At 66.1% G+C, this 23,500-nt stretch carries 20 protein-coding genes and 1 pseudogene; 6 read left to right on the top strand and 15 right to left on the bottom strand.

Going from position 1 to position 23,500, the window contains the following annotated elements; translation table 11 throughout:
- Nucleotides 1-177 precede the first annotated feature (177 nt).
- From AWC08_RS23285 to AWC08_RS23260, 6 genes are all read left to right on the top strand, one after another.
- Nucleotides 178-1,128: a DUF4129 domain-containing protein gene (locus AWC08_RS23285; RefSeq protein ID WP_065134864.1), complete on the top strand. Its 951-nt coding sequence runs from the start codon at nucleotides 178-180 to the stop codon at nucleotides 1,126-1,128.
- Nucleotides 1,125-1,607 carry a hypothetical protein gene (locus AWC08_RS23280; protein WP_069434722.1) on the top strand — a complete coding sequence of 161 codons (483 nt, stop codon included), beginning with the start codon at nucleotides 1,125-1,127 and terminating at the stop codon, nucleotides 1,605-1,607. Before AWC08_RS23285 ends, AWC08_RS23280 begins: the two co-directional genes overlap by 4 nt.
- A 31-nt stretch (nucleotides 1,608-1,638) precedes the next feature.
- A complete protein-coding gene (locus tag AWC08_RS23275; RefSeq protein WP_372511600.1) occupies nucleotides 1,639-2,601 on the top strand; it encodes an AAA family ATPase in 963 nt (320 codons plus the stop codon).
- Complete coding sequence (locus AWC08_RS23270) at nucleotides 2,598-3,848, top strand: DUF58 domain-containing protein (protein WP_065134867.1); 1,251 nt, start codon at nucleotides 2,598-2,600, stop codon at nucleotides 3,846-3,848. The genes AWC08_RS23275 and AWC08_RS23270 overlap by 4 nt, the downstream gene beginning before the upstream one ends.
- A gap of 1 nt (nucleotide 3,849) precedes the next feature.
- A complete protein-coding gene (locus AWC08_RS23265; RefSeq protein ID WP_069434723.1) occupies nucleotides 3,850-4,284 on the top strand; it encodes a hypothetical protein in 435 nt (144 codons plus the stop codon).
- Nucleotides 4,285-4,430: 146 nt separating this feature from the next.
- Nucleotides 4,431-7,643: a PPE family protein gene (locus AWC08_RS23260; RefSeq protein ID WP_069434724.1), complete on the top strand. Its 3,213-nt coding sequence runs from the start codon at nucleotides 4,431-4,433 to the stop codon at nucleotides 7,641-7,643.
- Here the strand turns inward: AWC08_RS23260 and nuoN are convergent.
- The 15 genes and pseudogenes from nuoN to AWC08_RS39190 all read right to left on the bottom strand — a co-directional run.
- Nucleotides 7,640-9,211: an NADH-quinone oxidoreductase subunit NuoN gene (gene nuoN / locus AWC08_RS23255; protein ID WP_069434725.1), complete on the bottom strand. Its 1,572-nt coding sequence runs from the start codon at nucleotides 9,209-9,211 to the stop codon at nucleotides 7,640-7,642. The two genes, AWC08_RS23260 and nuoN, sit on opposite strands and share 4 nt — an antisense overlap.
- Complete coding sequence (locus AWC08_RS23250; RefSeq protein WP_142283749.1) at nucleotides 9,208-10,779, bottom strand: NADH-quinone oxidoreductase subunit M; 1,572 nt, start codon at nucleotides 10,777-10,779, stop codon at nucleotides 9,208-9,210. Before AWC08_RS23250 ends, nuoN begins: the two co-directional genes overlap by 4 nt.
- Nucleotides 10,773-12,662 (bottom strand): NADH-quinone oxidoreductase subunit L, encoded by a 1,890-nt coding sequence (nuoL, locus tag AWC08_RS23245; protein ID WP_069434726.1) that lies wholly within the window; start codon nucleotides 12,660-12,662, stop codon nucleotides 10,773-10,775. Before nuoL ends, AWC08_RS23250 begins: the two co-directional genes overlap by 7 nt.
- 10 nt (nucleotides 12,663-12,672) lie before the next feature.
- The gene (gene nuoK, locus AWC08_RS23240) at nucleotides 12,673-12,972 is read right to left on the bottom strand and encodes an NADH-quinone oxidoreductase subunit NuoK (protein WP_055580875.1); all 300 of its coding nucleotides are present in this window, start codon (nucleotides 12,970-12,972) and stop codon (nucleotides 12,673-12,675) included.
- The gene (locus AWC08_RS23235) at nucleotides 12,969-13,745 is read right to left on the bottom strand and encodes an NADH-quinone oxidoreductase subunit J (RefSeq protein WP_065133909.1); all 777 of its coding nucleotides are present in this window, start codon (nucleotides 13,743-13,745) and stop codon (nucleotides 12,969-12,971) included. Before AWC08_RS23235 ends, nuoK begins: the two co-directional genes overlap by 4 nt.
- On the bottom strand, nucleotides 13,742-14,290 hold the full coding sequence (nuoI, locus tag AWC08_RS23230; RefSeq protein WP_256101352.1) for an NADH-quinone oxidoreductase subunit NuoI: 549 nt from the start codon (nucleotides 14,288-14,290) through the stop codon (nucleotides 13,742-13,744). Before nuoI ends, AWC08_RS23235 begins: the two co-directional genes overlap by 4 nt.
- Nucleotides 14,283-15,545, bottom strand: coding sequence for an NADH-quinone oxidoreductase subunit NuoH (gene nuoH / locus AWC08_RS23225; protein WP_142283748.1), 1,263 nt, complete (start codon nucleotides 15,543-15,545; stop codon nucleotides 14,283-14,285). Before nuoH ends, nuoI begins: the two co-directional genes overlap by 8 nt.
- Nucleotides 15,546-15,550: 5 nt before the next feature.
- A complete protein-coding gene (locus AWC08_RS23220) occupies nucleotides 15,551-17,968 on the bottom strand; it encodes an NADH-quinone oxidoreductase subunit G (RefSeq protein WP_069434727.1) in 2,418 nt (805 codons plus the stop codon).
- A gap of 7 nt (nucleotides 17,969-17,975) precedes the next feature.
- Nucleotides 17,976-19,295: an NADH-quinone oxidoreductase subunit NuoF gene (gene nuoF, locus AWC08_RS23215; RefSeq protein ID WP_065133912.1), complete on the bottom strand. Its 1,320-nt coding sequence runs from the start codon at nucleotides 19,293-19,295 to the stop codon at nucleotides 17,976-17,978.
- Nucleotides 19,292-20,062 carry an NADH-quinone oxidoreductase subunit NuoE gene (gene nuoE, locus AWC08_RS23210; RefSeq protein ID WP_065133913.1) on the bottom strand — a complete coding sequence of 257 codons (771 nt, stop codon included), beginning with the start codon at nucleotides 20,060-20,062 and terminating at the stop codon, nucleotides 19,292-19,294. The genes nuoF and nuoE overlap by 4 nt, the downstream gene beginning before the upstream one ends.
- Entirely contained in the window at nucleotides 20,059-21,360 is a 1,302-nt protein-coding gene (gene nuoD, locus AWC08_RS23205) for an NADH dehydrogenase (quinone) subunit D (protein ID WP_065133914.1), read from the bottom strand. Before nuoD ends, nuoE begins: the two co-directional genes overlap by 4 nt.
- Nucleotides 21,360-22,088, bottom strand: a complete 729-nt coding sequence (locus tag AWC08_RS23200; protein ID WP_065133915.1) for an NADH-quinone oxidoreductase subunit C — start codon at nucleotides 22,086-22,088, stop codon at nucleotides 21,360-21,362. The genes nuoD and AWC08_RS23200 overlap by 1 nt, the downstream gene beginning before the upstream one ends.
- Nucleotides 22,085-22,639, bottom strand: coding sequence for a NuoB/complex I 20 kDa subunit family protein (locus tag AWC08_RS23195; protein ID WP_065133916.1), 555 nt, complete (start codon nucleotides 22,637-22,639; stop codon nucleotides 22,085-22,087). Before AWC08_RS23195 ends, AWC08_RS23200 begins: the two co-directional genes overlap by 4 nt.
- A 12-nt stretch (nucleotides 22,640-22,651) precedes the next feature.
- The gene (locus AWC08_RS23190) at nucleotides 22,652-23,029 is read right to left on the bottom strand and encodes an NADH-quinone oxidoreductase subunit A (RefSeq protein WP_065043471.1); all 378 of its coding nucleotides are present in this window, start codon (nucleotides 23,027-23,029) and stop codon (nucleotides 22,652-22,654) included.
- Between the two features lie 171 nt (nucleotides 23,030-23,200).
- Nucleotides 23,201-23,500 (bottom strand): annotated as a pseudogene (locus AWC08_RS39190) (hypothetical protein); the annotation flags it as partial.

Below are 23,500 nucleotides of genomic sequence, written 5' to 3'. Positions count from 1 at the left end.
AGAACGCGGTCAGCTCCGCTTCGGTGGCACCGGGCGGCACCCGCGAGAACTGATCTAATTCGAACACATGTTCGATAGTACCAGACCTCGGCGTCAAAGTGTCCGCAACTGGACCCGGGCGGCCCAACGCCGCTAGCCTTCGGCTATGGGGCGCAAGCCGCCAGGAAACGTCCGCTGATGTCCGACAAGCCCACCACCCGGGTGGTGGCCTTGGTCGCTCTGCTGATGCTGGTCGCTGCCGCGCTGCGCGGATATCTCCCGGCCCACCACGGCCGCCGCCTCGCCGAGGAAGGCCCCAGCAAGACGGCGCTGATGTTCCTCGTCGCGGCCATCGCAGCGGCCCTGGCATTGCTGGCCTTCTCGATCATCGCCAGACTGCGCGACCCGCGCACGGCGGCGCCGAGCGCCGGCGCGCTGCCCGACATGCTGGGCGGCGGCAGCGCCCGGCCAAGCTGGCGGGTGGTGCTGATCGCGCTGGGGGTGGTCGTTGCCTGGATCCTGGTCGCGATGCTGGTGTCTCGGCTGTTCAGCCCACCCCAACTGGCTCTCGATGCGCCGCAAACAAATTCGGGCGCCAACCCGTCCGGTTCGGGCGGCGCTCCGCAACCCGCACAACCTCCGCGGCCCAAAGGCGCCCCGGATATGCTCGGGTCACTGCTGGCATTCGTGCCGGTGCTGCTGATGCTCTTCGTCGGCGGCTTCATCGTGTCGCGCCGGCGCCGGCACCCGGCTATCGCCGCCACGCACGCCGACGATCCCGCCCAATCTCCGCAGCCCGAAGCCACTTCGGAGTCGCTGGTCCGTGCCGCCGAAGTCGGGCTGGCTGAGATGACAGACCTCAGCCGCGAACCCCGCGAGGCAATCATCGCCTGCTACGCGGCGATGGAACGGGAACTGGCCAACGTGCCGGGTGCGGTGCCGCAGGAGTTCGACACCCCGACTGAGGTGCTCGCGCGCGCGGTCGAACAGCGTGCGCTACGCGCAGAGAACGCAGTGCAGCTGGTAAACCTCTTCGAAGAGGCACGGTTCAGCCCGCACGTGATGGACGAAGGCCACCGCGAGACTGCGGTCCGCGTACTGGAACTCGTTCTCGGCGAGATCGCCCCGCGATCCGGCAGGGCCGCATGAAAAGACTTGTGGCACTCGGGATTTGCCTCATCGTCGGGGTCGAGCTGCTGGCGCTGATAGTGCAGGACCGCCGGTTCGTGCTGATCGGCGCGGGCATTGCGCTGACGCTGGTGTTGCTCAACGTGCGCCGGGTGCTGGGCCATCCGAGCGAACCGGAAGCCGAACCGGAAACCGACGACCTCGGTGATTCGCTGCGTCGCTGGTTGTCGAACACCGAGACGATGATCAGGTGGTCGGACTCCAGCCGCAAGGACTGGGACCGTCACCTGCGCCCGATGCTGGCCCGCCGCTTCGAACTCACCACCGGTCAACGGCAGGCCAAGGACCCGGAGGCGTTCCGGGCCACCGGGGAGATGCTTTTCGGAGCGGAACTGTGGGCATGGGTTAATCCGAACAACGTCGGGCATGCCACTGCCAGCCAACCGGGACCGGGTCGCGCCGCGCTCGAAGAGATTCTGCGAAGGTTGGAGAAGGTATGACGATGGAGCACAGATGACCACACCGGCGGCTATGCCAGTTGGTACTACCACTGCCCAGTGCGAGGCGGTACTCGACGAGATCGAACGGGTCGTTGTCGGAAAGCGCTCGGCCCTGACGCTGATTCTGACCGCCCTGCTGGCTCGCGGGCACGTCCTGATCGAAGATCTTCCCGGACTGGGCAAGACGCTGATAGCCCGATCATTCGCGTCCGCGCTGGGCCTGGAATTCACCCGAGTGCAGTTCACGCCCGACCTGTTGCCCGCCGACCTGCTCGGTTCGACGATCTACGACATGCAGTCGGGCCGTTTCGAATTCCGCCGCGGCCCGATCTTCACCAACCTGCTGCTCGGCGACGAGATTAACCGCACACCCCCCAAGACGCAGGCGGCGCTACTGGAGGCGATGGCCGAGGGGCAGGTGAGCATCGACGGCCAAACCCACAAATTACCAACGCCTTTCATCGTCCTGGCCACCGACAACCCGATCGAGTACGAAGGCACCTACCCGTTGCCGGAAGCCCAACTGGACCGGTTCGCCATTCGGCTGGAACTGCGCTATCTCTCCGAGCAGGACGAGGCGGCGATGTTGCGCCGGCGGCTGGATCGCGGTTCGGCGGAGCCGATTGTCAACCAGGTCGTCGACGCGACCGATCTATTGGCGATGCGCGAAGCAGTGGAGCAGGTCACGGTGCACGAGGATGTGCTGCAGTATGTGGTGTCGCTGGCCACCGCGACCCGGCACCATCCGCAGGTCGCCGTCGGCGCCAGTCCGCGCGCGGAACTGGACCTGGTGCAACTCGCCCGTGCCCGCGCCCTGTTGTTGGGCCGCGACTACGTGATCCCCGAAGACGTCAAGGCGCTCGCCGTTCCCGCCGTCGCCCACCGCATCACGCTGCGTCCGGAGATGTGGGTGCGCAAGATTCAGGGTGCCGACGTGGTCGGAGAACTGTTGCGACGCCTGCCCGTGCCACGAGCCGACCGCCGGCCCACGTGATCACCCATCGCCCGGTCGAGATCCGCTGGCGGGCGTCGCAACTGACGTTGGCGATCGCGACCTGCGCCGGGGTGGCGCTGGCGGCGGCGGTCATGGCCGGGCGCTGGCAGCTCATCGCCTTCGCGGCGCCGCTGCTCGGCGTGCTGTGCTCGCTCAGTTGGCAATCGCCGGTTCCGACGGTCCAGGTGCACGCCGAGCCGGACGAGCAACGATGTTTCGAGAACGAAACCGCCCAGGTGCGAGTGTGGGTCACCACCGAATCCGGGGCCGCCTCAGTCGATCTCACGGTGACGGCGGTCGACGGGATGCAACTCGAACACACAGAAACGCAACCGCATGCGAAAACTGTTGCGGCCGTTGCCGAACGGTGGGGCCGATACCACATCAAAGCGCGGGTCGACGTCGTCGCACGTGGCGGGTTGCTCCGGGGAACCGGGACGGTCGACGCCGCCGATGTGATCGTGTTTCCGTTGACACCGCCACAGTCGACCTCACTCCCGCAGATCGAGTTGCTCGACCGGTTGGGCGCCCACCTCACCCGGCACATCGGGCCCGGCGTCGAGTATGCCGACATTCGTCTCTACGTCCCGGGTGACCAACTGCGCGCGGTGAACTGGGCCGTGAGCGCCCGCCGTGGGCGACTGCATGTCACGCAGCGGTTGACCGACCGCGCCGCCGACGTGGTGGTGCTGATCGACACTTATCGTCAGCCCGCCGGACCCGCGACCACCGCGACGGAACGTGTCGTGCGCGGTGCCGCCCAGGTGGTACAGACGGCGCTGCGCAACGGCGACCGGGCCGGGATTGTCGCACTCGGCGGCAACCGCCCTCGCTGGCTCGGCGCCGACATCGGCCAGCGCCAGTTCTACCGGGTGCTCGACACCGTGCTGGACGCGGGAGAGCGATTCGAAACCACCACCGGCACCCTGGCTCCGCGCGCCGCCGTCCCGTCGGGTGCGATCGTCATCGCGTTCTCGACGCTGCTGGACACCGAATTCGCCTTGGCGCTCATCGATTTGCGCAAGCGCGGCCATGTGGTGGTGGCAGTGGACGTGCTGGACAGTTCTCCGTTCGAGGGGGAACACGACCCGCTGGTGGTCAAGATGTGGGCACTGCAGCGCTCGGCAATGTACCGCGACATGGCCACCGTCGGCGTAGACGTGCTGTCCTGGCCGTCGGATCGCTCCCTCGAGCAGTCCATGGGTGTGCTGCCCGATCGCCGGGGACGGGTTCGGGGCAGGCGCTGACATGCTCGCCCAGGCCGGTACCCGCGTCTTCTCGGTTGCTTTCGGCCTGTTGATGGTGGCTGCGGCCGCCGTCGGATCTGATGGGCTGCCGCTGGTGGTGGCGGCCGCGGCCGTGCTCGCCGTCGGACTCGGAACGGTACTTCGTTCTGCCGCAACGCTTGCCGTTTTGCTAACGGTGGTTGTCATCGTGGCGTCGGACTCGTCGCATGTGCTCGCCGCGGTGTCTGGGTTGTGCGCCGCGGCTTACCTGGTGTGCGGGCACGCCTCCGGTGACGTCGCCACGGGAAGCTGGCCGACGATCGTCGCTGCCGTCGGCTTCACCTTTGCCGGCCTGGTGGCCACGTCGTTTCCGCTGCAGCTGCCCTGGTTGCCATTGGTGGCTCCGTTGGCCGTCTTGGCGATCTATATCTTGGCCACCCGGCCTTTCCTGAACTAGGGCGAATCTGCCAAGGTCACGATCTGTTCCGGTTTGCCCAAAACGCCGATGTTCGCCGGTTGGCTTCTTTAGAGTTCTGGTACGCGTTTGTGACGGCAGTCACGAACGGGTGATTCGCCGCACTGGTCCATCGGGAGGACACGGTCATGAGCTTCTTTAGTTTGCCGCCGGAGATCAATTCCTGGCGAATGTTTGCCGGTGCGGGTCCGGCGCCGATGCTCGAGGCGGCGCTGGCCTGGGACGGTTTGGCGCAGGAGTTGGCGACGGCGGCGAAATCTTTCGTATCGGTGACGTCGGGGCTGACCGGCCAGGCTTGGCAGGGCGCGGCCGCGGAGAAGATGACTGCCGCGGCCCGTCCCTACGCGGAGCTGTTGAGCGGAGTTGCCAGTCAGGCGGGGGACGCGTCGGCGGCGGCGAAAGCGGTGGCCAGTGCGTTCGAGGCGGCCCGAGCGGGCACCGTGCATCCGCTGGCGGTCGCAGCCAATCGAAACGCGTTCGTGCGCTTGGTGATCGGCAACCTGTTCGGTCAGAATGCGCCGGCGATCGCGGCCGCTGAGAGTCTGTACGAGGAATTCTGGGCCGCCGATGTGGCGGCCTTGGTCAGTTATCACGCCAGTGCGTCGGCGGCCGCGGCGGCGTTGTCGTCGTGGGGTTCGGCATTGACCGGCTTGCCGGGGCTTGGCCAGGTGGCGGCGTCGGCCGCGGCCACGGCAGCCGCGATCCCCGACGTGAACACCGGGGTAGGCAACATCGGCTCGTGGAATCTAGGCGGAGGTAACAACGGATTCCTCAATCTGGGTAATGGCAACTTCGGCAACGTCAATCTCGGCGGCGGAAATATCGGCAATCTGAACCTGGGCAGCGGCAACTTCGGCTCCTACAACCTGGGTTTCGGAAGCACCGGGTTCAGCAACTTCGGGCTCGGCAACAATGGTCAGCTCAACTTCGGACTCGGTAACAGCGGCAACGCAAACTTCGGGCTCGGCAACGCTGGCAACGGGAATTTCGGTGGCGGGAACAACGGCAACACCAACTACGGCTCAGGTAACCTCGGCTCCTTCAACCTCGGCAGCGGCAACTTCGGGTTCAACAACTTCGGCTTCGGCAACAAGGGCAACCTGAACTTCGGGTTCGGAAATAACGGCGACAACAACATCGGCTTCGGGTTGACCGGCAACAATCTCATCGGGATCGGAGCTCTCAACTCGGGCTCCGGCAACATAGGGTTCGGCAACTCGGGTAACAACAACATCGGCTTCTTCAACTCCGGCGACAACAATTTCGGCTTCTTCAACTCCGGCAACAACAACTTCGGCTTCGGGCACGCGGGTGCCACCAACACCGGCTTCTGGAGTGCCGGTGACACCAACACCGGCTTCGGAGACGCGGGCAGCCGCAACTTCGGCTTCGGAAATGCGGGTTCGGCCAACTCCGGCTCCGGCAACTCGGGCTTCGGCAACGCCGGCTCTGGCAACGCGGGTTTCGGCAACACCGGCTTGCTGAACGCGGGAAACTCCAACACCGGATTCGAGAATGCAGGGAACATCAACACAGGCATCGGCAACTCCGGTGATACCAACACGGGCATCCTCAACGCCGGCAACCTGAACACCGGTTTCGGCAGCTCGACCACACCGGTGGGTGTGACGTCGTCCGGTTTCGGCAACACCGGCACGGGGAGCTCGGGCTTCAACAATTCGGCAAACTTCTCATCCGGCTTCCAGAACAACGACACGGGGCTGGGATTCGGCGGCATCTCGGGATTCGGCAACACCAACTCGTTCACCGCGGGTATCAACAACTCCGGCGTCAGTGCTGTGGGCTTCGGCAACACGGGTGACAACAGCGTGGGTCTCTCCAACAGTGGCTCGCTGAGCTCGGGAATTTCCACCGCTGGCAATTCCAGCTCCGGCATCGGCAACGCGGGCGACTTCAGCTCCGGCTTCTTCAACCAGGGCAACAACCAGGCGGGTATCTTCCGGCCAGCCGCCGCGCCCGCGTTCCTGCTCAGCCTGGGGCCGCTCGCCCCGGCCCTGGCGTCGTTGCCTCAGGCACCCGCGGAGGGGCTTGCGCTGCCTGACATCAACACCGGCCTGGGCAATTTGGGAATCTGGAACCTGGGCGGCGGCAACATCGGAGACTTCAACCTGGGCAGCGGCAACACCGGCAACGCCAACCTGGGCGGCGGCAACCTCGGCAACCTGAACCTGGGCAGCGGAAACGACGGATTCTTCAATTTCGGCAGCGGCAACCGCGGGAATACCAACGTCGGCAGCGGCAACTTGTTCGGCAACCTGAACCTCGGCAGCGGGAACGCCTTCGGTAGCGGCAACGTCGGGTTCGGAAACCTCTTCGGAAGCGACAATCTCGGCAGCGGCAACCAAGGCACTTCGAACTTCGGCAGCGGAAACATCGGTTCCTTCAACCTCGGTAGCGGCAACAACGGGTTCTCCAACGTCGGCTTCGGCAACAAGGGCAACTTCAACTTCGGCTTCGGGAACAGCGGCAACAGCAACATCGGCTTCGGGCTGACCGGTGACAATCTGTTCGGAATCGGGGCTTTGAACTCCGGCATCGGCAACATCGGCTTCGGCAACTCGGGCAACAACAACATCGGGTTCTTCAACTCCGGCGACGGCAACTTTGGTTTCTTCAACGCAGGTGACAACAACACCGGCTTCGGTAACGCGGGCAACGCCAACACCGGTTTCTGGAACGGAGGCAGTGCGAACACCGGCATCGGGAATGGCGGCGGCCGCAACGTCGGCTTGTTCAACGGCGGTTTCCAGAACGTCGGGGTCGGAAATGCCGGCACAGCGAATATGGGTTCCGGGAACGGCGGTTTCGAGAACGCCGGCGATTTCAACTCGGGCGGGACCGTTGGGGGTACGGGTTCGAACACAGGATCGTTCAATTCGGGCTTGCGAAACACCGGCTTTTTCAACGCGGGAGACACCAACACGGGCCTGTTCAACGCCGGCGACGTGAACACCGGCATCGGCAGCGCAGTCAATCAGCCAGGGTCAGTATCGGGCTTCGGCAACACCGGCACCTTCGTGTCCGGTTTCAACAACCAGGGCAGCTTCGTCTCCGGCTTCCAAAATGTGGCCACCGGTGGCCTCGGGATTGCCGGCTATGGGAACAACGGAAACGGCCTCGTCGGGTTCAACAACACCGGACAGCAAAATGCCGGCTTCGGCGTTTCGGGCAATGGCAATGCCGGTTTCAACGTGGGCGGACAGTTCAGCTCGGGCTTTGCGACGGTGGGCACCGGCAGCTCGGGAATCTCGAACACCGGCAACAACAGTTCCGGTGCCTTCAACAAGGGCGACGACCAGTCGGGATTCTTCCAGACCTAGTTCAAGAACGTCGCCGCGCGCTCGGCCAGGTCCAGCACCGGCTGCGGGAAAATGCCGAGCAGCACGGTCACCAGTGCGCACACCGCGATGGCCGCCTTGCTCAGCGCCCCGGGCGCCATCACGTGCGGTGTGTCGTCGGTGGGTTCAGTGAAGAACATCGAAACGATCACCCGCACATAGAAATACGCGGCCACGCCGCTGGAGATCACACCGATCACCACCAGCGGCACGGCGCCGCCCTGGGCCGCGCCCTTGAACACGGCGAACTTGCTGATGAAGCCACTGGTCAGCGGGATGCCCGCGAAGGCCAGCAAGAACATCGAAAGCATCACGCCCACAATGGGGGAGCGCTGACCCAGGCCCGCCCAGTGCGCGAGGTCGGCGTCCTCGACGTCGTCGGGGTTGCGGACCAGACCCACGATCGCGAAGGCGCCGACCGTGCTGAAGCTGTAGGCGACCAGGTAGAACAGGGTGCCCGAGAGTCCCGCGGAGTTGTCGGCGATCACGCCCGTGAGAATGAAGCCGACGTGCGCGACCGACGAATAAGCCAGCATCCGTTTGACATTCGTCTGGTTCACCGCGGTAATCGTGCCGACCGTCATGGTCAGGATCGCGATGCCCCACAACACCGGGCGCCAGTCATGGTGCAACGGCGGCAGAGCCACATAGACCACCCGCAGCAGCGCACCGAACGCCGCAACCTTGGTAGCCGCCGCCATGAACCCGGTGATCGGGGTGGGCGCCCCCTGATACACGTCAGGGATCCACGAATGGAACGGCACGGCGCCGACCTTGAACAGCAGACCGACCGAGAGCAGCGCGACCCCGACCAGCGCCATGCCCGTATCGCTGTCTCCAGCGAGGGCATCGCGGATCCCGCCGAGGGTCAACGTGCCGGTGGCCCCGTAGAGCAGGGCGACGCCGTAGAGGAAGAAAGCCGACGAGAACGCGCCCAGCAAGAAGTACTTCAGCGCCGACTCCTGCGACACCAGGCGACGGTGCCGGGCCAGCCCGCACATCAGGTACAACGGGAGCGAAAGAACTTCCAGCGCAACGAACATTGTCAGCAGGTCGTTGGACGCGGGGAACACCATCATGCCGCCGACCGAGAGCGTCAGCAGCGGGAAAAGCTCGGTCTGAGCGACCCCGGCGCGTTCAGCCTCGTGCTCGGTGTCGCTGCCGGGCACGGCGGAGGCTTGCGGGGTAAAAGAATCCAGTCCCGCGAAAACCTTCTGTTTGTCCGAGACAGTTCGCTGGCTGCGCTCGGCGACGAAAATGACCGCCAGTATCGAGACCAGAACGATGGTGCCTTGCAGGAACAGCGTCGGCCGGTCCACCGCCACGGCGCCGAGCACGGCACGGCTCCCTTCTGCCGGGACCGACTTCGCCACCGCCACAACGGCAACGAACGCCGCGACCAACCCGCCCAGGGCCAGCACCACCTGCGCGCCGTAGCGCAGCCGACGCGGCAGGAACGCCTCGACCAGAACCCCGACCACCGCGATACCGAATACGATGAACATCGGGGACAGCTGGAAGTACTCGATGCTGGGGCTGGGCAGCGTCATTGGTGCGGTCCTTCGGCTTTACGGGGTACGCCGTTGATCGTAGGTGCGGGGTCATGCTGACCGATGGTGGTCATGGTGTTCTCGACCGCCGGGTTGATGACATCCAGGACCGGCTTGGGGTAGACACCGAGCACGAACAACAGCGCGAGCAGTGGTGCGACGACGATCATCTCGCGCCCGACGAGGTCACGGATCTTCTCGTTGCCCTTGGCGACCGGACCGGTCATCACGCGCTGGTATAGCCACAGCATGTAGATGGCCGCCAGCACCAGCGCGGTCACGCCGAAGGCCGCGGCCACCCAGTAGCGGTTGAAAGTGCCCAGCAACACCAGGAATTCGCTGACGAACGGCGCCAGGCCGGGCAGCGACAGGGTCGCCATGCAGGAGACGAGGAAGGTGCCGGCCAGGATCGGCGCCACCTTCTGCACCCCGCCGTAATCGGCGATGTTGCGGCTGCCGCCGCGGGAGACCAGGAAGCCGGCGATCAGGAACACCGCCGCGGTGGAGATGCCGTGGTTGAGCATGTAGAGCGTCGAGCCGCTCTGGCCCTGGGTGGTCATCACGAAAATGCCCGCGATGATGAACCCGAAGTGGGAGATCGAGGTGTAGGCGATCAGGCGCATCATGTCGGTCTGGCCGATCGCCACGATGGCGCCGTAGATCACCCCGATGATGGCCAGCGTGACGATGGCCGGGCGGAAATACGTTGAGGCGTCCGGGAACAGCTGCAGGCAGTAGCGCAGCATGCCAAAGGTGCCGACCTTGTCCATGACGGCGGTGATCAGTACGGCGGTCGCCGGGGTGGATTCGACGGCGGCGTCGGGCAGCCAGCGGTGCAGGGGCCACAGCGGCGCCTTGATCGCGAACGCGAACATGAAGCCCAGGAACAGCGCCTTGAACACCGCCGGGTCGACACCGCCGAAGCGGCCGGTCCGGACGTCATTGACGATCCGGACGAAGTCGAACGTGCCGCCGCCGTGCTGGCTGGTGACCACGTACAGGCCGATCACCGCCGCCAGCATGATCAACCCGCCGAACAGGTTGTACAGCAAGAACTTCACCGCTGCCCGCGACCGTTCGCGACCCTGGCCGAACCCGCCGATGAGGAAGTACATCGGGATGAGCATGGCCTCGAAGAAGACGTAGAACAGCAGGACGTCCAGGGCGACGACTGAGATCAGCACCATCGACTCGATGGCCAGTGTCAGGGCGACGTAGGCATGCACGCCGCGGGGGTTGGTGTCGCCTCCATCGTTCCAGCCTGCGACCAGCAGCAACGGGATCAGCACCGTGGTCAGCACCACCAGAATCAGCGCGATGCCGTCGACACCGAGAGAGTAGCCGGCTCCGAAAGCTGGTATCCAGGTGCGTTTTTCGACGAACTGGTAGGTGTCACCGCCGGGCTTGAACCCGACTGCCACCACGATCGACACCGCCAGCGTCGCGACGCTGACTATCAGGCCGGTCCATTTGGCGACCTGGCGCAGGCCCGGAGGCAACAAAATCACCAGCACCGCACCGGCCAGCGGCACCAGCCACAAGATACTCAGCCACGGGAGGTTCACCACAGGTTCACCGCCAGCAGTGCGCCGGCCACCAGGGCCGCACCGGCCAGCATCGACAGCGCGTAGTTGCGCGCGAAGCCGGTTTGCAAGCCCCGCAACCGATTCGACGTTCGGCCAACCAGCGCGGCCAGCCCGTTGACCGAACCGTCCACGCCGGCGTTGTCGACGGCGACCAGCCTGTCCGTCAGGTGCGCACCGGGTCGCATGAAGACCTCCTCGTTGAAGGCATCGCCGTAAGCGTCGGCGCGTGCGGCCTCGGTGAGTACCGAGACCTGAGCGGGGGCCACCCGCGGAATCTCGGCCTTGCCGCCGTACATCCGCCAGGCGACCGCGATTCCGACGACCACCACACCCAGGGCCAGCGAGGTGCTGACCCAGGCCGGCGCGACGTGCGCGGTCTCCTCATGCGTCCCCACGACGGGTTCCAGCCAGTGCTTGAGGGTGCCGCCGATGGCGAACAGACTACCGGAGAACACCGACCCGACCGCCAGCAGGATCATCGGCCAGGTCATCAGGGCGGGCGCCTCGTGTGGATGCGAGCTTGGCGCCCAACGCTTCTGGCCGAAGAACGTCATCAGCATGACGCGGGTCATGTAGAACGCGGTGATGCCGGCGCCCAGCAGCGCGGCGCCCCCGAGCACATAGCCCCGGGTGCCGCCGGTGGCCAGCGCGGCCTCGATGATCGCGTCCTTGGAGAAGAATCCCGCGAACGGCGGCACGCCGATGATCGCCAGGTAGCCCAGACCGAAGGTGACGAAGGTGACCGGCAGGGCCTTGCGCAGTCCGCCGTAGCGGCGCATGTCCTGCTCTTCGTGCATCGCGTGGATGATCGACCCGGACCCGAGGAACAGGCCGGCCTTGAAGAAGCCGTGGGTGAGCAGGTGCATGATCGCGAATGCGTACCCGGCCGGGCCGAGACCGGCGGCCAGCACCATGTAGCCGATCTGGCTCATCGTGGAGGCGGCCAGGGCACGCTTGATGTCGTCCTTGGCGCAGCCGATGAACGCCCCCAGCATCAGGGTGACGGCGCCGACGATGACGACGGCCAGTTGCGCGTCCGGGGCGAGGTTGAACACCGGGTTGGAGCGCACGATCAGGTAGACGCCGGCGGTCACCATGGTCGCGGCGTGGATCAGGGCCGACACCGGGGTGGGGCCCTCCATCGCGTCACCCAGCCAGGCCTGCAGCGGGACCTGGGCCGACTTGGCGCACGCACCCATCAGCAGCAGCAAGCCCATCGCGTTCAGCACGCCCTGGCTGGCCGCCGGTGCCCCGGCGAACACGCCGGCGTAGGACACGGTGCCAAAGGTGGCGAACATCAGGAACATGGCCAGGGCCAGGCCGGCGTCACCGACCCGGTTCATCACGAAGGCTTTCTTGGCCGCCACCGCCGCCGACGGCTTGTGGTACCAGAAGCCGATCAGCAGGTAGGACGCCAGGCCGACGCCCTCCCAGCCGACGTAGAGGAGCACGTAGTTGTCGGCGACCACCAGCAGCAGCATCGAGGCCAGGAAGAGGTTGAGGTAACCGAAAAACCTTCTGCGGTCTTCGTCCTCGGCCATGTAGGCGATCGAGTAGATGTGGATCAGCGATCCGACGCCGGAGATCAGCAGGATGAAGCACATCGACAGCTGGTCGATCTGCAGACCGAAGTCGACCTGCAGCTGGGCCACCGGCATCCAGCTGTAGACCGTCTGATGGATGACGCGGTCCTCGGCGGACCGGCTCAGCAACTCGGTCAGCAGTGTGACACCGACGCCGAACGCAGAGAGGGCGGCCAGGGTGCCCAGCCAGTGTCCCCACGCGTCGGTGCGTCGACCGCCGAACAGCAGGATCGCAGCACCCGCCAGCGGCAGCGCCACCAGCAGCCAGGTGTAGTCAATCATCTTGGCGTTCTCAGCCTTTGAGTAGATTCGCGTCGTCGACCGACGCCGATTTGCGGGCACGGAAAATCGTCATGATGATGGCCAGGCCGATGACGACCTCGCAGGCCGCGACCACCATGGTGAAGAACGCGATCATCTGTCCGTCGAGCTTGCCGTGCATGCGCGCGAACGTGACGAACGCCAGGTTGACGGCGTTGAGCATCAGCTCGACGCACATGAACATCACGATCGCGTTGCGCCGCAGCAGCACGCCGGAGGCCCCGATGGTGAACAGCAGTGCCGAAAGGTAAAGGTAATTAGCCGGATTCACGACCTGCCACCTTTCACAGCTTCCGCTGAGGGTGTCTCGAGTCCGTCGGCTCCGCGGGTCCGCAGCATTTTGGAGACCGACAGGTCCGAGTAGGAGCCGTCGGGCAGCAGCGCGGCCACGTCGACGGCGTTGTGCCGGGCGTAGACGCCCGGGTTGGGCAGCGGGGTGGGATGACCACCGGGGCGGAACCGCTCCTCGGAGAGTTCACGCTGGGTCCTGCGGCGCTCGAAGCGCTCCCGGTGCGCCAGGATCATCGCGCCGACCGCCGCGGTGATGAGCAGTGCGCTGGTCAACTCGAAGGCCCACAGGTAGCGCGAGAAGATCAGTGCCGCAAGTCCTTCGACGTTGCCGTTGGCGTTGGCGCCGGCGAGTCCGGAGAAGCCGCCGGTCGCGACATTGCCGATGCCGGCGATCAGCGCGACGCCGAACCCGACGCCGGTGACTACCGCGGCGACCCGCTGGCCGCGCAGGGTCTCTTTGAGCGATTCCGCGGAGTCGACGCCGATCAGCATCAGTACGAACAGGAACAGCATCATCACCGCGCCGGTGTAGACCACCACCTGCACGACGCCCAGGAACAGCGCGTCCTGGGCCATGTAGAACGCAGCCAGGATGAGCATCGTCATCGCCAGGTACATCGCCGAGTACACGGCGTTGACGGCCAGCACCACCCCGAGCGCGCCGATCACCGCCACGGTGCCGAGCACCCAGAACATGACCGCTTCGCCGGTGGAGGTGTGGGTCAGGGTTTCCGCTGCGATGGTGACGATCATCGGGCGTCCTGACTTTCGCGCAGGCCGTGGGCCGTCACGTTGCCCAGGTAGTAGTCCTTGTCGGTGGCGCCTTCGGCCCGTGGGTGCGGCGGTTGGGTCATCTCGGGGAGCAGCGGCGCCAGCAGCCGGTCCTTCTCGTAGATCAGGTCAGCGCGGTTGTCGTCGGCCAACTCGTAGTCGTTGGTCATGGTCAGGGCGCGGGTGGGGCAGGCCTCGATGCACAGCCCGCAGCCGATGCAGCGCAGGTAGTTGATCTGGTAGACCCGGCCGTACCGTTCACCGGGGGAGTACCGCGCCTCTTCGGTGTTGTCCGCGCCTTCGACGTAGATCGCGTCGGCCGGGCAGGACCAGGCGCACAACTCGCAGCCGATGCACTTCTCCAGGCCGTCGGGGTAGCGGTTGAGCTGATGGCGGCCGTGATAGCGCGGGGCCACCGGGCCTGGCTTCTCCGGATACTCCTCGGTGATGTTCTTCTTGAACATCGACCCGAAGGTGACGCCGAAGCCGGCCACCGGGTCTATGAGGCGCCTGAAAATGTTAGCCACGTGCCTTCTCCTTGCTCGCACCTACCGGCCGTTCGAGGGTCTTGAGCGGCAGCGGTGGTGTCGGGAATGCCGGTTCATCGGCTGCGCCGCTCGGGGTCAGACTGACCACCTGCTTGCGGCGCTTGCGGGGACTGGGCGCGCTGAACGGTTTTCGCAGCGTGGCGATCAACGCCACCGCGAAAACGAGGCTGCACACCACCAGCAGGGTGGTCCAGTGCGCGTAGCCCTGGTTGCGCAGGGTGCGGATGACCGCCGCGATCATGATCCACACCAGCGACACCGGGATGAGCAGCTTCCAGCCCAGCGACATGAACTGGTCGTAGCGGAACCGGGGCAGGGATGCGCGCAGCCAGAAGTAGATGAACAGGAACGTCCACATCTTGGCGGTGAACCAGAGCACCGGCCACCAACCGTGGTTCGCGCCCTCCCACATATTGAGCGGCCACGGGGCGTGCCAGCCGCCGAAGAACATGGCGGTGGCCAGCGACGACACCGTCATCATGTTGATGTACTCGGCCAGCATGAAGATCGCGAACTTCAGCGACGAGTACTCGGTGTGGAAGCCGGCGACCAGTTCGCCTTCGGCTTCGGGCAGGTCGAACGGCGCCCGGTTGGTCTCACCCACCATCGAGATCAGGTAGATCACGAACGAGGGCAGCAGCAGGAACACGTACCAGACCCGGTCCTGGGCGGCGACGATCTGCGACGTCGACATGGAGCCGGCGAACAGGAACACCGCCGCAAAGGACAGTCCCATCGCCACCTCGTAGGAGATGACCTGCGCGGTCGAGCGCACCCCGCCGAGCAGTGGGTAGGTGGAGCCGGAAGCCCAGCCGCCCAACACGATTCCGTACACGCCGATGGCCGACAGGCCCAGGATGAACAGCACCGCCACTGGAAGATCGGTGAGCTGCAAGGGAGTCCAGTGTCCGAACACCGACACCTCGGGGCCGAACGGGATGAACGCGAATGCGGTGAACGCGGGGATCGCCGAGATGGCCGGTGCCGCAAAGTAGACGAACCAGTCGATGCCCTTGGGGGTGATGCTTTCCTTGAGCGCCAGCTTGATGCCGTCGGCGAGGCTCTGCAGGGTGCCCCACGGTCCGGCTCGGTTGGGGCCCGGGCGCAGCTGCATCCAGCCCAGGATCTTGCGCTCGGCCAGGATCGCGACCAGCACGTTGAGCATCAGGAACACGAAGATGGCCAGCGCCTTGCCCAGCACCAGCCACCAGGGGTCGTGTCCGAATGCGGCCAAACTGTTCATTTTTCGACCCCGATCTTGACGACACTGCCGTTGGTGACGCCCAGTTCCTGGTGCACCGCCGAGCCCGGCGAGTTCAGCGGCAGCCACACCACCCGGTCCGGCATGTCGGTCACGTTGAGCGGCAAGGTGATTGAACCCCGGTCGGTGCTGACGCTCACCTTGTCGCCGTCGGTGGCGCCGATCTCAGCGGCGGTGCCGGCTGACAACCGCACCACGGGGTTACGCGCGGTGCCCGCCAGGTGCGGTTCGCCGTCCTGGCCGCGGCCGGCGTCCAACAGCATCCGCCAGCCGGTCAGCACCGCCTCGCCCTTTTCGGGCTGTGCGGCGGCGTCGGCCTCGACAGCGGGGCCGGCGGCGGGCCTGCCGTCCCAGGTGCCGAGTCCGGCCAGTTCCTCGCGCGCCGTTTCGACCGTCGCGCAGTTCAACTGGATGCCGAGTTCGTCGGCGAGCGTGTCGAGCACCCGGTGATCGGATTGGCTGGCCTGCAGCATGCTGCCCTTGAACGACGGTTCGAACCCGCGGTAGCGGCCCTCCCAGTTGACGAAGGCGCCGGCCTTCTGGGTGGTCGGGGCGACCGGGAACACCACGTCGGCCCGCTCGGTCACGGCGCTGTGGCGCAGCTCCAGGCTGACGACGAACGGTGCCGCGTCCAGTGCGGCCAGCACCGCGTCCGGGTCGGCGAAGTCGCCGGGTTCGATGCCACCGACCAACAGGGCCCCGAGGGTGCCGTCGGTGGCGGCGGCCAGGATGCCGTCGACGTCACGGCCTGCGGCCGAGGGCAATTCGTCGACGTGCCAGGCGGCGGCGACCTGCGAGCGGGCGGTGTCGTCGGCGACCGGACGGCCGCCGGGCAACAGTCCGGGCAGGGCACCGGCTTCCAGCGCCCCGCGTTCGCCGGCCCGCCGCGGTACCCAGGCCAGCCGGGCTCCGGTCGAGTCGGCCAGTCGCGCCGCGGCGGACAACCCGCCGGGCACTGTGGCCAGCCGTTCGCCGACCATGATCACCGCACCGGGCGTGCTCAGCAGGTCGCCCACTTCACCGGTGGCCAGGCCGTCCAGTGCGGCGGGCTCGCCGCCGGGTGCGGTCTGCAGCAGGCGGCCCGACATTTTGTCCAGGGCGCGGGTGGCCAACGGGGCAATCGCATATACCGGGACGTGGTTCTTGCGGGCGGCCTTGCGCAGCCGCAGGAACACGATCGGCGATTCCTCTTCCGGCTCGAATCCGACCAGCAGCACCACCGGCGCGGACTCCAGGTCGGCGTAGCTGACGCTCACCGGACGGCCGGCGATGCGGGCCGCCAGGAAGTCGGCCTCCTCGGCCGACTGCGGGCGGGCGCGGAAGTCGATGTCGTTGGTGTTCAGCACGATTCGCGCGAACTTGGCGTATGCGTATGCGTCTTCCCAGGTGGCCCGGCCGCCGACCAGCACGCCGGTGCGCCCGCGCGCCGCCTCCAGGCCCTGGGTTGCCGCCACGATCGCGTGCGCCCAGGACGCCGGTACGAGTTCTCCGTCGGCATCCCGCACCAGGGGAGTGGTGAGCACGTCGGGCTGGGTGGCGTAGGTGAACGCCCACCGGCCCTTGTCGCAGTTCCACTCCTCGTTGACTTCCGGGTCGTCGCCGGCCAGGCGGCGGGTCACCTTGCCGCGGCGGTGGTCGGTGCGCTGCGCGCACCCCGACGCGCAGTGCTCGCACACGCTGGGGCTGGACACCAGGTCGAACGGGCGGGCCCGAAACCGGTAGGACATGCCGGTGAGCGCACCGACCGGGCAGACCTGCACAGTGTTGCCGGAGAAGTAGGAGTCGAACGGCTCGTTGGCGTAGATGCCGACCTGCTGCAGCGCGCCGCGCTCCTGCATGTCGATGAACGGGTCACCGGCGATCTGGTTGGAGAACCGGGTGCAGCGGGCGCACAGGATGCAGCGTTCGCGGTCCAGCAGTACCTGCGAGGAGATGTTGATCGGTTTGGCGAACGTGCGCTTGACGTCGGTGTAGCGAGATTCCGCGCGCCCGTTGGACATTGCCTGGTTCTGCAGCGGGCATTCGCCGCCCTTGTCACACATCGGGCAGTCCAGCGGGTGGTTGATCAGCAGCAGTTCCATCACACCGTGCTGGGCCTTATCGGCTGCCGGTGAAGTGAGTTGGGTGCGCACCACCATGTCGTCGGTGCAGACGATGGTGCACGACGCCATCGGTTTGCGCTGTCCCTCGACCTCGACCATGCACTGCCGGCAGGCGCCGACCGGGTCGAGCAGCGGGTGGTCACAGAACCGGGGGATCTGGATGCCCATCAGTTCGGCTGCGCGAATGACCAGAGTTCCCTTGGGAACAGTGATTTCGGCACCGTCGATGGTCAGCGTGACCATGTCCGGCGGTCTGGTTTCGTCGCCGGCTTCCGTCTTTGCCGCACTTGTCATTGCAGCGTCAGGCCTTTCCATTCAACGTCGACAGCATGGAGTCTTTGGGGTCGAACGGGCAACCACCGGTCTCGACGTGGGCGATGTATTCGTCGCGGAAGTGCTGGATCGACGACATCACCGGGCTGGCGGCGCCATCGCCCAGCGCGCAGAACGACTTTCCGAGGATCGCGTCGGAGATGTCCAGCAGTTTGTCGAGGTCTTCGCGGGTGCCCTGGCCGTTCTCCAGGCGGGCGTAGATCTTGTCCAGCCAGAAGGTGCCCTCGCGGCACGGGGTGCATTTGCCGCACGACTCGTGCTTGTAGAACTCGGTCCAGCGGCGCACGGCTCTTACCACGCACGTGGTTTCGTCGAAGATCTCCAAAGCCTTGGTGCCCAGCATGGAGCCGACGGCGCCGACGCCTTCGTAGTCCAGCGGCACGTCGAGGTGTTCGTCGGTGAGCAGGGGAGTCGAGGAGCCGCCCGGCGTCCAGAACTTGAGCCGGTGCCCGGCCCGGACGCCGCCGGCGTAGTCGAGCAACTCGCGCAACGTGATACCCAGCGGCGCCTCGTACTGGCCCGGGCGGGTGACGTGGCCGGACAGCGAATACAGGGTGAAGCCCGGCGATTTCTCGCTGCCCATAGACCGGAACCAGTCGACGCCGTTGAGGATGATCGCCGGGACGCTGGCGATGGTCTCCACGTTGTTGATCACCGTGGGGCAGCCGTAGAGCCCGGCGACCGCGGGGAACGGCGGGCGCAGCCGGGGCTGGCCGCGGCGGCCCTCCAGCGAGTCCAGCAGCGCGGTCTCCTCGCCGCAGATGTAGGCGCCCGCACCCGCGTGCACCACGAGCTCCAGGTCGTAGCCCGAACCGCCGATGTCACGGCCCAGATAACCGGCGGCGTACGCCTCGGCCACCGCGTTCTGCAACCGGCGCAGGACCGGCACCACTTCGCCGCGCACGTAGATGAACGCGTGGCTGGCCCGGATCGCGTAGGCGGCGATGATGACGCCTTCCACGAGCACATGCGGAGTGGCCAGCATCAACGGAATGTCTTTGCAGGTACCGGGTTCGGACTCGTCGGCGTTGACCACCAGGTAGTGCGGCTTGGCCGCCGGCCCCTTGTCGCCCTGCGGGATGAACGACCACTTGGTGCCGGTCGAGAAGCCGGCACCGCCACGGCCGCGCAGCCCGGAGTCCTTGACGGTCGCGATCACGTCGTCGGGATTCATGGCCAGGGCCTTTTTCATGGCCTGGTAGCCGTCATAGCGTTCGTAGGTCGCCAGCGACCACGACTCGGGGTCGTCCCAGTAGCGGCTGATGACCGGGGTCAAAGGTGTTGTCATGCTTGGCCTTCCGGACCGGGGGGAGCCTGCATGTCGTTCTCCTTGGCCACCCGCAGCCCGGCCAGGGTGGCGGCGCCGGGGCCGCCCTGACCTTCGTCGGGACGCTCATCGCGCAGGCCGGCCAGGATGCGTGACGTTTCGCGGAATTTGCACAGCGGCGCACCGCGGGTGGGCTTGGCGGGGTTCCCGGCGCGCAAGGAGTCGACGAGTTCGCGGGCGGAGTCGATGGTCTGGTTGTCGTAGAACTCCCAGTTGACCATCACCACTGGCGCGAAGTCGCACGCCGCGTTGCACTCGATGTGTTGCAGGGTGACGGAGCCGTCGTCGGTGGTCTCGTCGTTGCCGACGCCGAGATGGCTTTTGAGGTCGTCGAATATCGCGTCGCCGCCCATCACCGCGCACAGCGTGTTGGTGCAGACGCCGACCAGGTAGTCGCCGGTGGGGCCGCGCCGGTACATGGTGTAGAAGCTGGCCACCGCCGAGACCTCGGCGCCGGTCAGGTCCAGCTGCTGGGCGCAGAACTCCATGCCGGCCGGGGTGATATAGGAGTCCTCGCCCTGCACCAGGTGCAGCAGCGGCAGCAAGGCCGATCGCTTGTTCGGGTACTTGGCGATGATCTCCTTGGCCTCGACCTCGAGCCGGGCCTGTACGTCCGCCGGGTAAGACTCGGGCGCACCCTCGACCACGAACTGGCTGGGTTCCTCCGGCGGCGGGCCGAGGCGCAGGAAAACCCGCTCGCCGCTGCCGCTTACGTTCGGTTCGCTCATCTGTCCACTCCGCCCATGACGGGGTCGATGCTGGCGACCGCGGTGATCAGGTCGGCCACCAGGCCGCCTTCACACATCGCGGCCACCGACTGCAGATTCGTGAAAGAGGGGTCCCGGTAGTGCACCCGGTAGGGCCGGGTACCGCCGTCGCTGACCATGTGCACGCCCAACTCGCCGCGCGGTGACTCCACCGCGACGTAGACCTGGCCGGCCGGCACCCGGATTCCCTCGGTCACCAGCTTGAAGTGGTGAATGAGGGCTTCCATGGAGCTGCCCATGATCTTGGCGATGTGCTCCGGTGAGTTGCCCATGCCGTCTGGGCCCACCGAAAGGTCGGCGGGCCAGGCGATTTTGCGATCCTCGACCATCGTCGGACCCGGCTTGAGCTTGTCCAGGCACTGCTCGACGATCTTGATCGACTCCCACATCTCGTTGACGCGAATCATGTAGCGCCCGTAGGCATCACACGTGTCCTCGGTCATCACGTCGAAGTCGTAGTCCTGGTATCCGCAGTACGGTTCGCTCTTGCGCAGATCGTGCGGCAGGCCGGTGGAACGCAGGATGGGGCCGGTGATGCCCAGCGCCATGCACCCGGTCAGATCCAGGTACCCGACGTCCTCGGTGCGGGCCTTCCAGATCGCGTTCTCGTTGAGCAGTTCACCCATCTGACGCAACGGAATCCGCAGTTCCTTCAGCGCCGCAGCGATGTCGTCGACGCCGCCCGGTGGCAGGTCCTGCGCCAGGCCGCCGGGGCGGATGTAGGCGCTGTTCATCCGCAGGCCGGTGATCTTCTCGAACAGGGTAAGGATGATCTCGCGCGCCCGGAAGCCGACGAACATCGGCGTCATGGCACCCAATTCCATTCCGCCGGTGGCCAATGCGACCAGGTGCGAGGAGATGCGGTTGAGTTCCATCATCATCACCCGGATGACGTTGACTCGATCCGGGATCTCGTCGGTGATGCCGAGCAGCTTCTCCACACCCAGGCAGTAGGCGGTCTCGTTGAAAAACGGTGCCAGGTAATCCATTCGGGTGACGAAGGTGACGCCCTGCGTCCAGTACCGGTATTCGAGGTTCTTCTCGATGCCGGTATGCAGGTAGCCGATTCCGCACCGGGCTTCGGTGACGGTCTCGCCCTCGATCTCGAGGATCAGCCGCAGCACGCCGTGGGTGGACGGGTGCTGAGGACCCATGTTGACGACGATGCGTTCGCCGGGATCGGCCTTGCGGGCCGCGTCGACGACCTTGTCCCAGTCCTGGCCGCCGGCGACGACGAGTGTTTCAGCTGGTGCGCTCATCAGTTATAGCCCCTGCGTTCGTCGGGCGGCGGGATCTGCGCGCCCTTGTACTCCACCGGGATGCCGCCCAGCGGATAGTCCTTGCGCTGCGGATGCCCGTGCCAGTCATCGGGCATCTCGATGCGGGTCAGCGACGGGTGGCCGTCGAAGATGATGCCGAAGAAGTCGTAGGTCTCGCGCTCGTGCCAGTCGTTGGTCGGGTAGACGCTGAACAGCGACGGGATGTGCGGATCGCTGTCCGGCGCAACCACTTCCAGCCTCAACCGGCGGTTGTGGGTGATCGACTTCAGCGGGTACACGGCGTGCAGCTCCCGGCCGCTCTCGTTGGGGTAGTGCACCCCGCTGACACCCAGGCACAGCTCGAAACGCAGTTCCGGCTCGTCACGCAGCCGTTGGGCGACCTGGGGCAGCAGATCCCGGCGCACGTAGAGCGTCAGCTCGTCGCGGTAGACCACGACCTTCTCGATCGCCTCGTTGAAGTCGAGGCCTTCGCGGTCCAGCGCCTCGGCCAGGCGGTCGGCGATGTCGTCGAAATAACTGCCGTAGGGTCGCGGACTTTCGCCGGGCAGCGCGATCTCACGCACCAGGCGTCCGTAGCCGGAGGTGTCACCGGTGCCGCGCACGCCGAACATGCCGCGGCGCACGCTGATGACCTCTTGGCCTTCCGGGGGTACGTCCGCGCCGGGTGTCAGGGTCGCGCCCTGCGGGTCCTTATCCGGTGAGCTCATCGCAGCAGTCCGCGCATCTCGATCGTCGGCCGGGCCGCCATGGCCGCCTCTTCGGCCTCGGCGATGGCTTTCTCCCGGTTGACGCCCAGCGGCATTTCCTGAATCTTCTCGTGCAGCTTCAGGATTGCGTACAACAGCATCTCGGGCCGGGGCGGGCAGCCGGGCAGGTAAATGTCGACCGGCACCACGTGGTCGACGCCCTGCACGATCGCGTAGTTGTTGAACATTCCCCCCGACGAGGCGCAGACGCCCATCGCCAGAACCCATTTCGGCTCGGCCATCTGGTCGTAGATCTGCCGCAGCACGGGCGCCATCTTCTGACTGACCCGGCCCGCGACGATCATCAGATCCGCCTGTCGCGGCGTCGCAGAGAACCGCTCCATGCCGAACCGGGCGATGTCGAATCGGGGTCCGGCGGTTGCCATCATCTCGATTGCGCAGCATGCCAACCCGAACGTCGCCGGCCACAGTGAGTTCTTGCGGACGTACCCCGCAACCTTCTCGACTGTGGACAGCAGGATTCCGCCGGGTAACTGTTCTTCCAGTCCCACGTTTGACCTACCTCAATCCCACGTCAGGCCGCCGCGGCGCCACACATACGCGTAGGCCACGAAAACCGTGAGCATGAATATGACCATCTCGACGAGCGCGAAAGTCCCCAGCGAATCGAAGCTAACCGCCCACGGATAGAGGAACACAATTTCAATATCGAAGACGATGAACAACATTGCGGTCAGGTAATACTTGATCGGGAAGCGCTGGCCGCTCGCGGCGTGCGGTCCGCTGAACCCGGTTTCGGTGGGCTCGATGCCGCACTCGTAGGCCTCGAGCTTCGACCGGTTGTACCGGCTCGGCCCGGTGATGCTGGCCAGGAATACCGAACCGATGGCGAAGGCGGCGGCAATGCCCGCCATCACCAATATGGGTATGTAGACGTTCACTTGCTCCACGTTTCCGTCGTTTGGGCTGTCGACAGCGGTCACGCGGCGACCAGGTGTGACGAAACCGGACGGGGGTACCCCGACATGACCTTGAGCACAGCCTAGCCAGGATCGCGCCGGTGGTCGCGCCCACCCTGCCCCTGCGTCAAATTCGCACGTCGGGCGCCGGTGTCAGCTGTTCTGGCCGGGGCTGCCGTTGGCATTGCCGTTCTGGCTCAACCCGCCGCTGCCGCCCGTGGTGGCGGTGGCGCCGCCGTTCCCTCCGCCGGTAGAGGTGCTGCCGCCGGTGCCGCCCGTCCGGCCAACTGCGTTACCACCGTTGGCACGGTAGCCGCCGTCGAGGGCCACGCCGGCACCGCCACCACCACCGCCGCTGGGTGCACCGGCCTGGATACCGGTCGCACCGAGGCCGCCGGTGCCGGTGGCGACCTCGGTCGCATTCCCGCCGGCCCCGCCGGTGCCGCCCGTCGC

It is taken from the genome of Mycobacterium gordonae (assembly GCF_002101675.1).
Lineage (GTDB): Bacteria > Actinomycetota > Actinomycetes > Mycobacteriales > Mycobacteriaceae > Mycobacterium > Mycobacterium gordonae.
The sequence above is the reverse complement of the archived record's forward strand: the minus strand, read 5'-3'. Positions and strand labels throughout refer to the sequence as shown.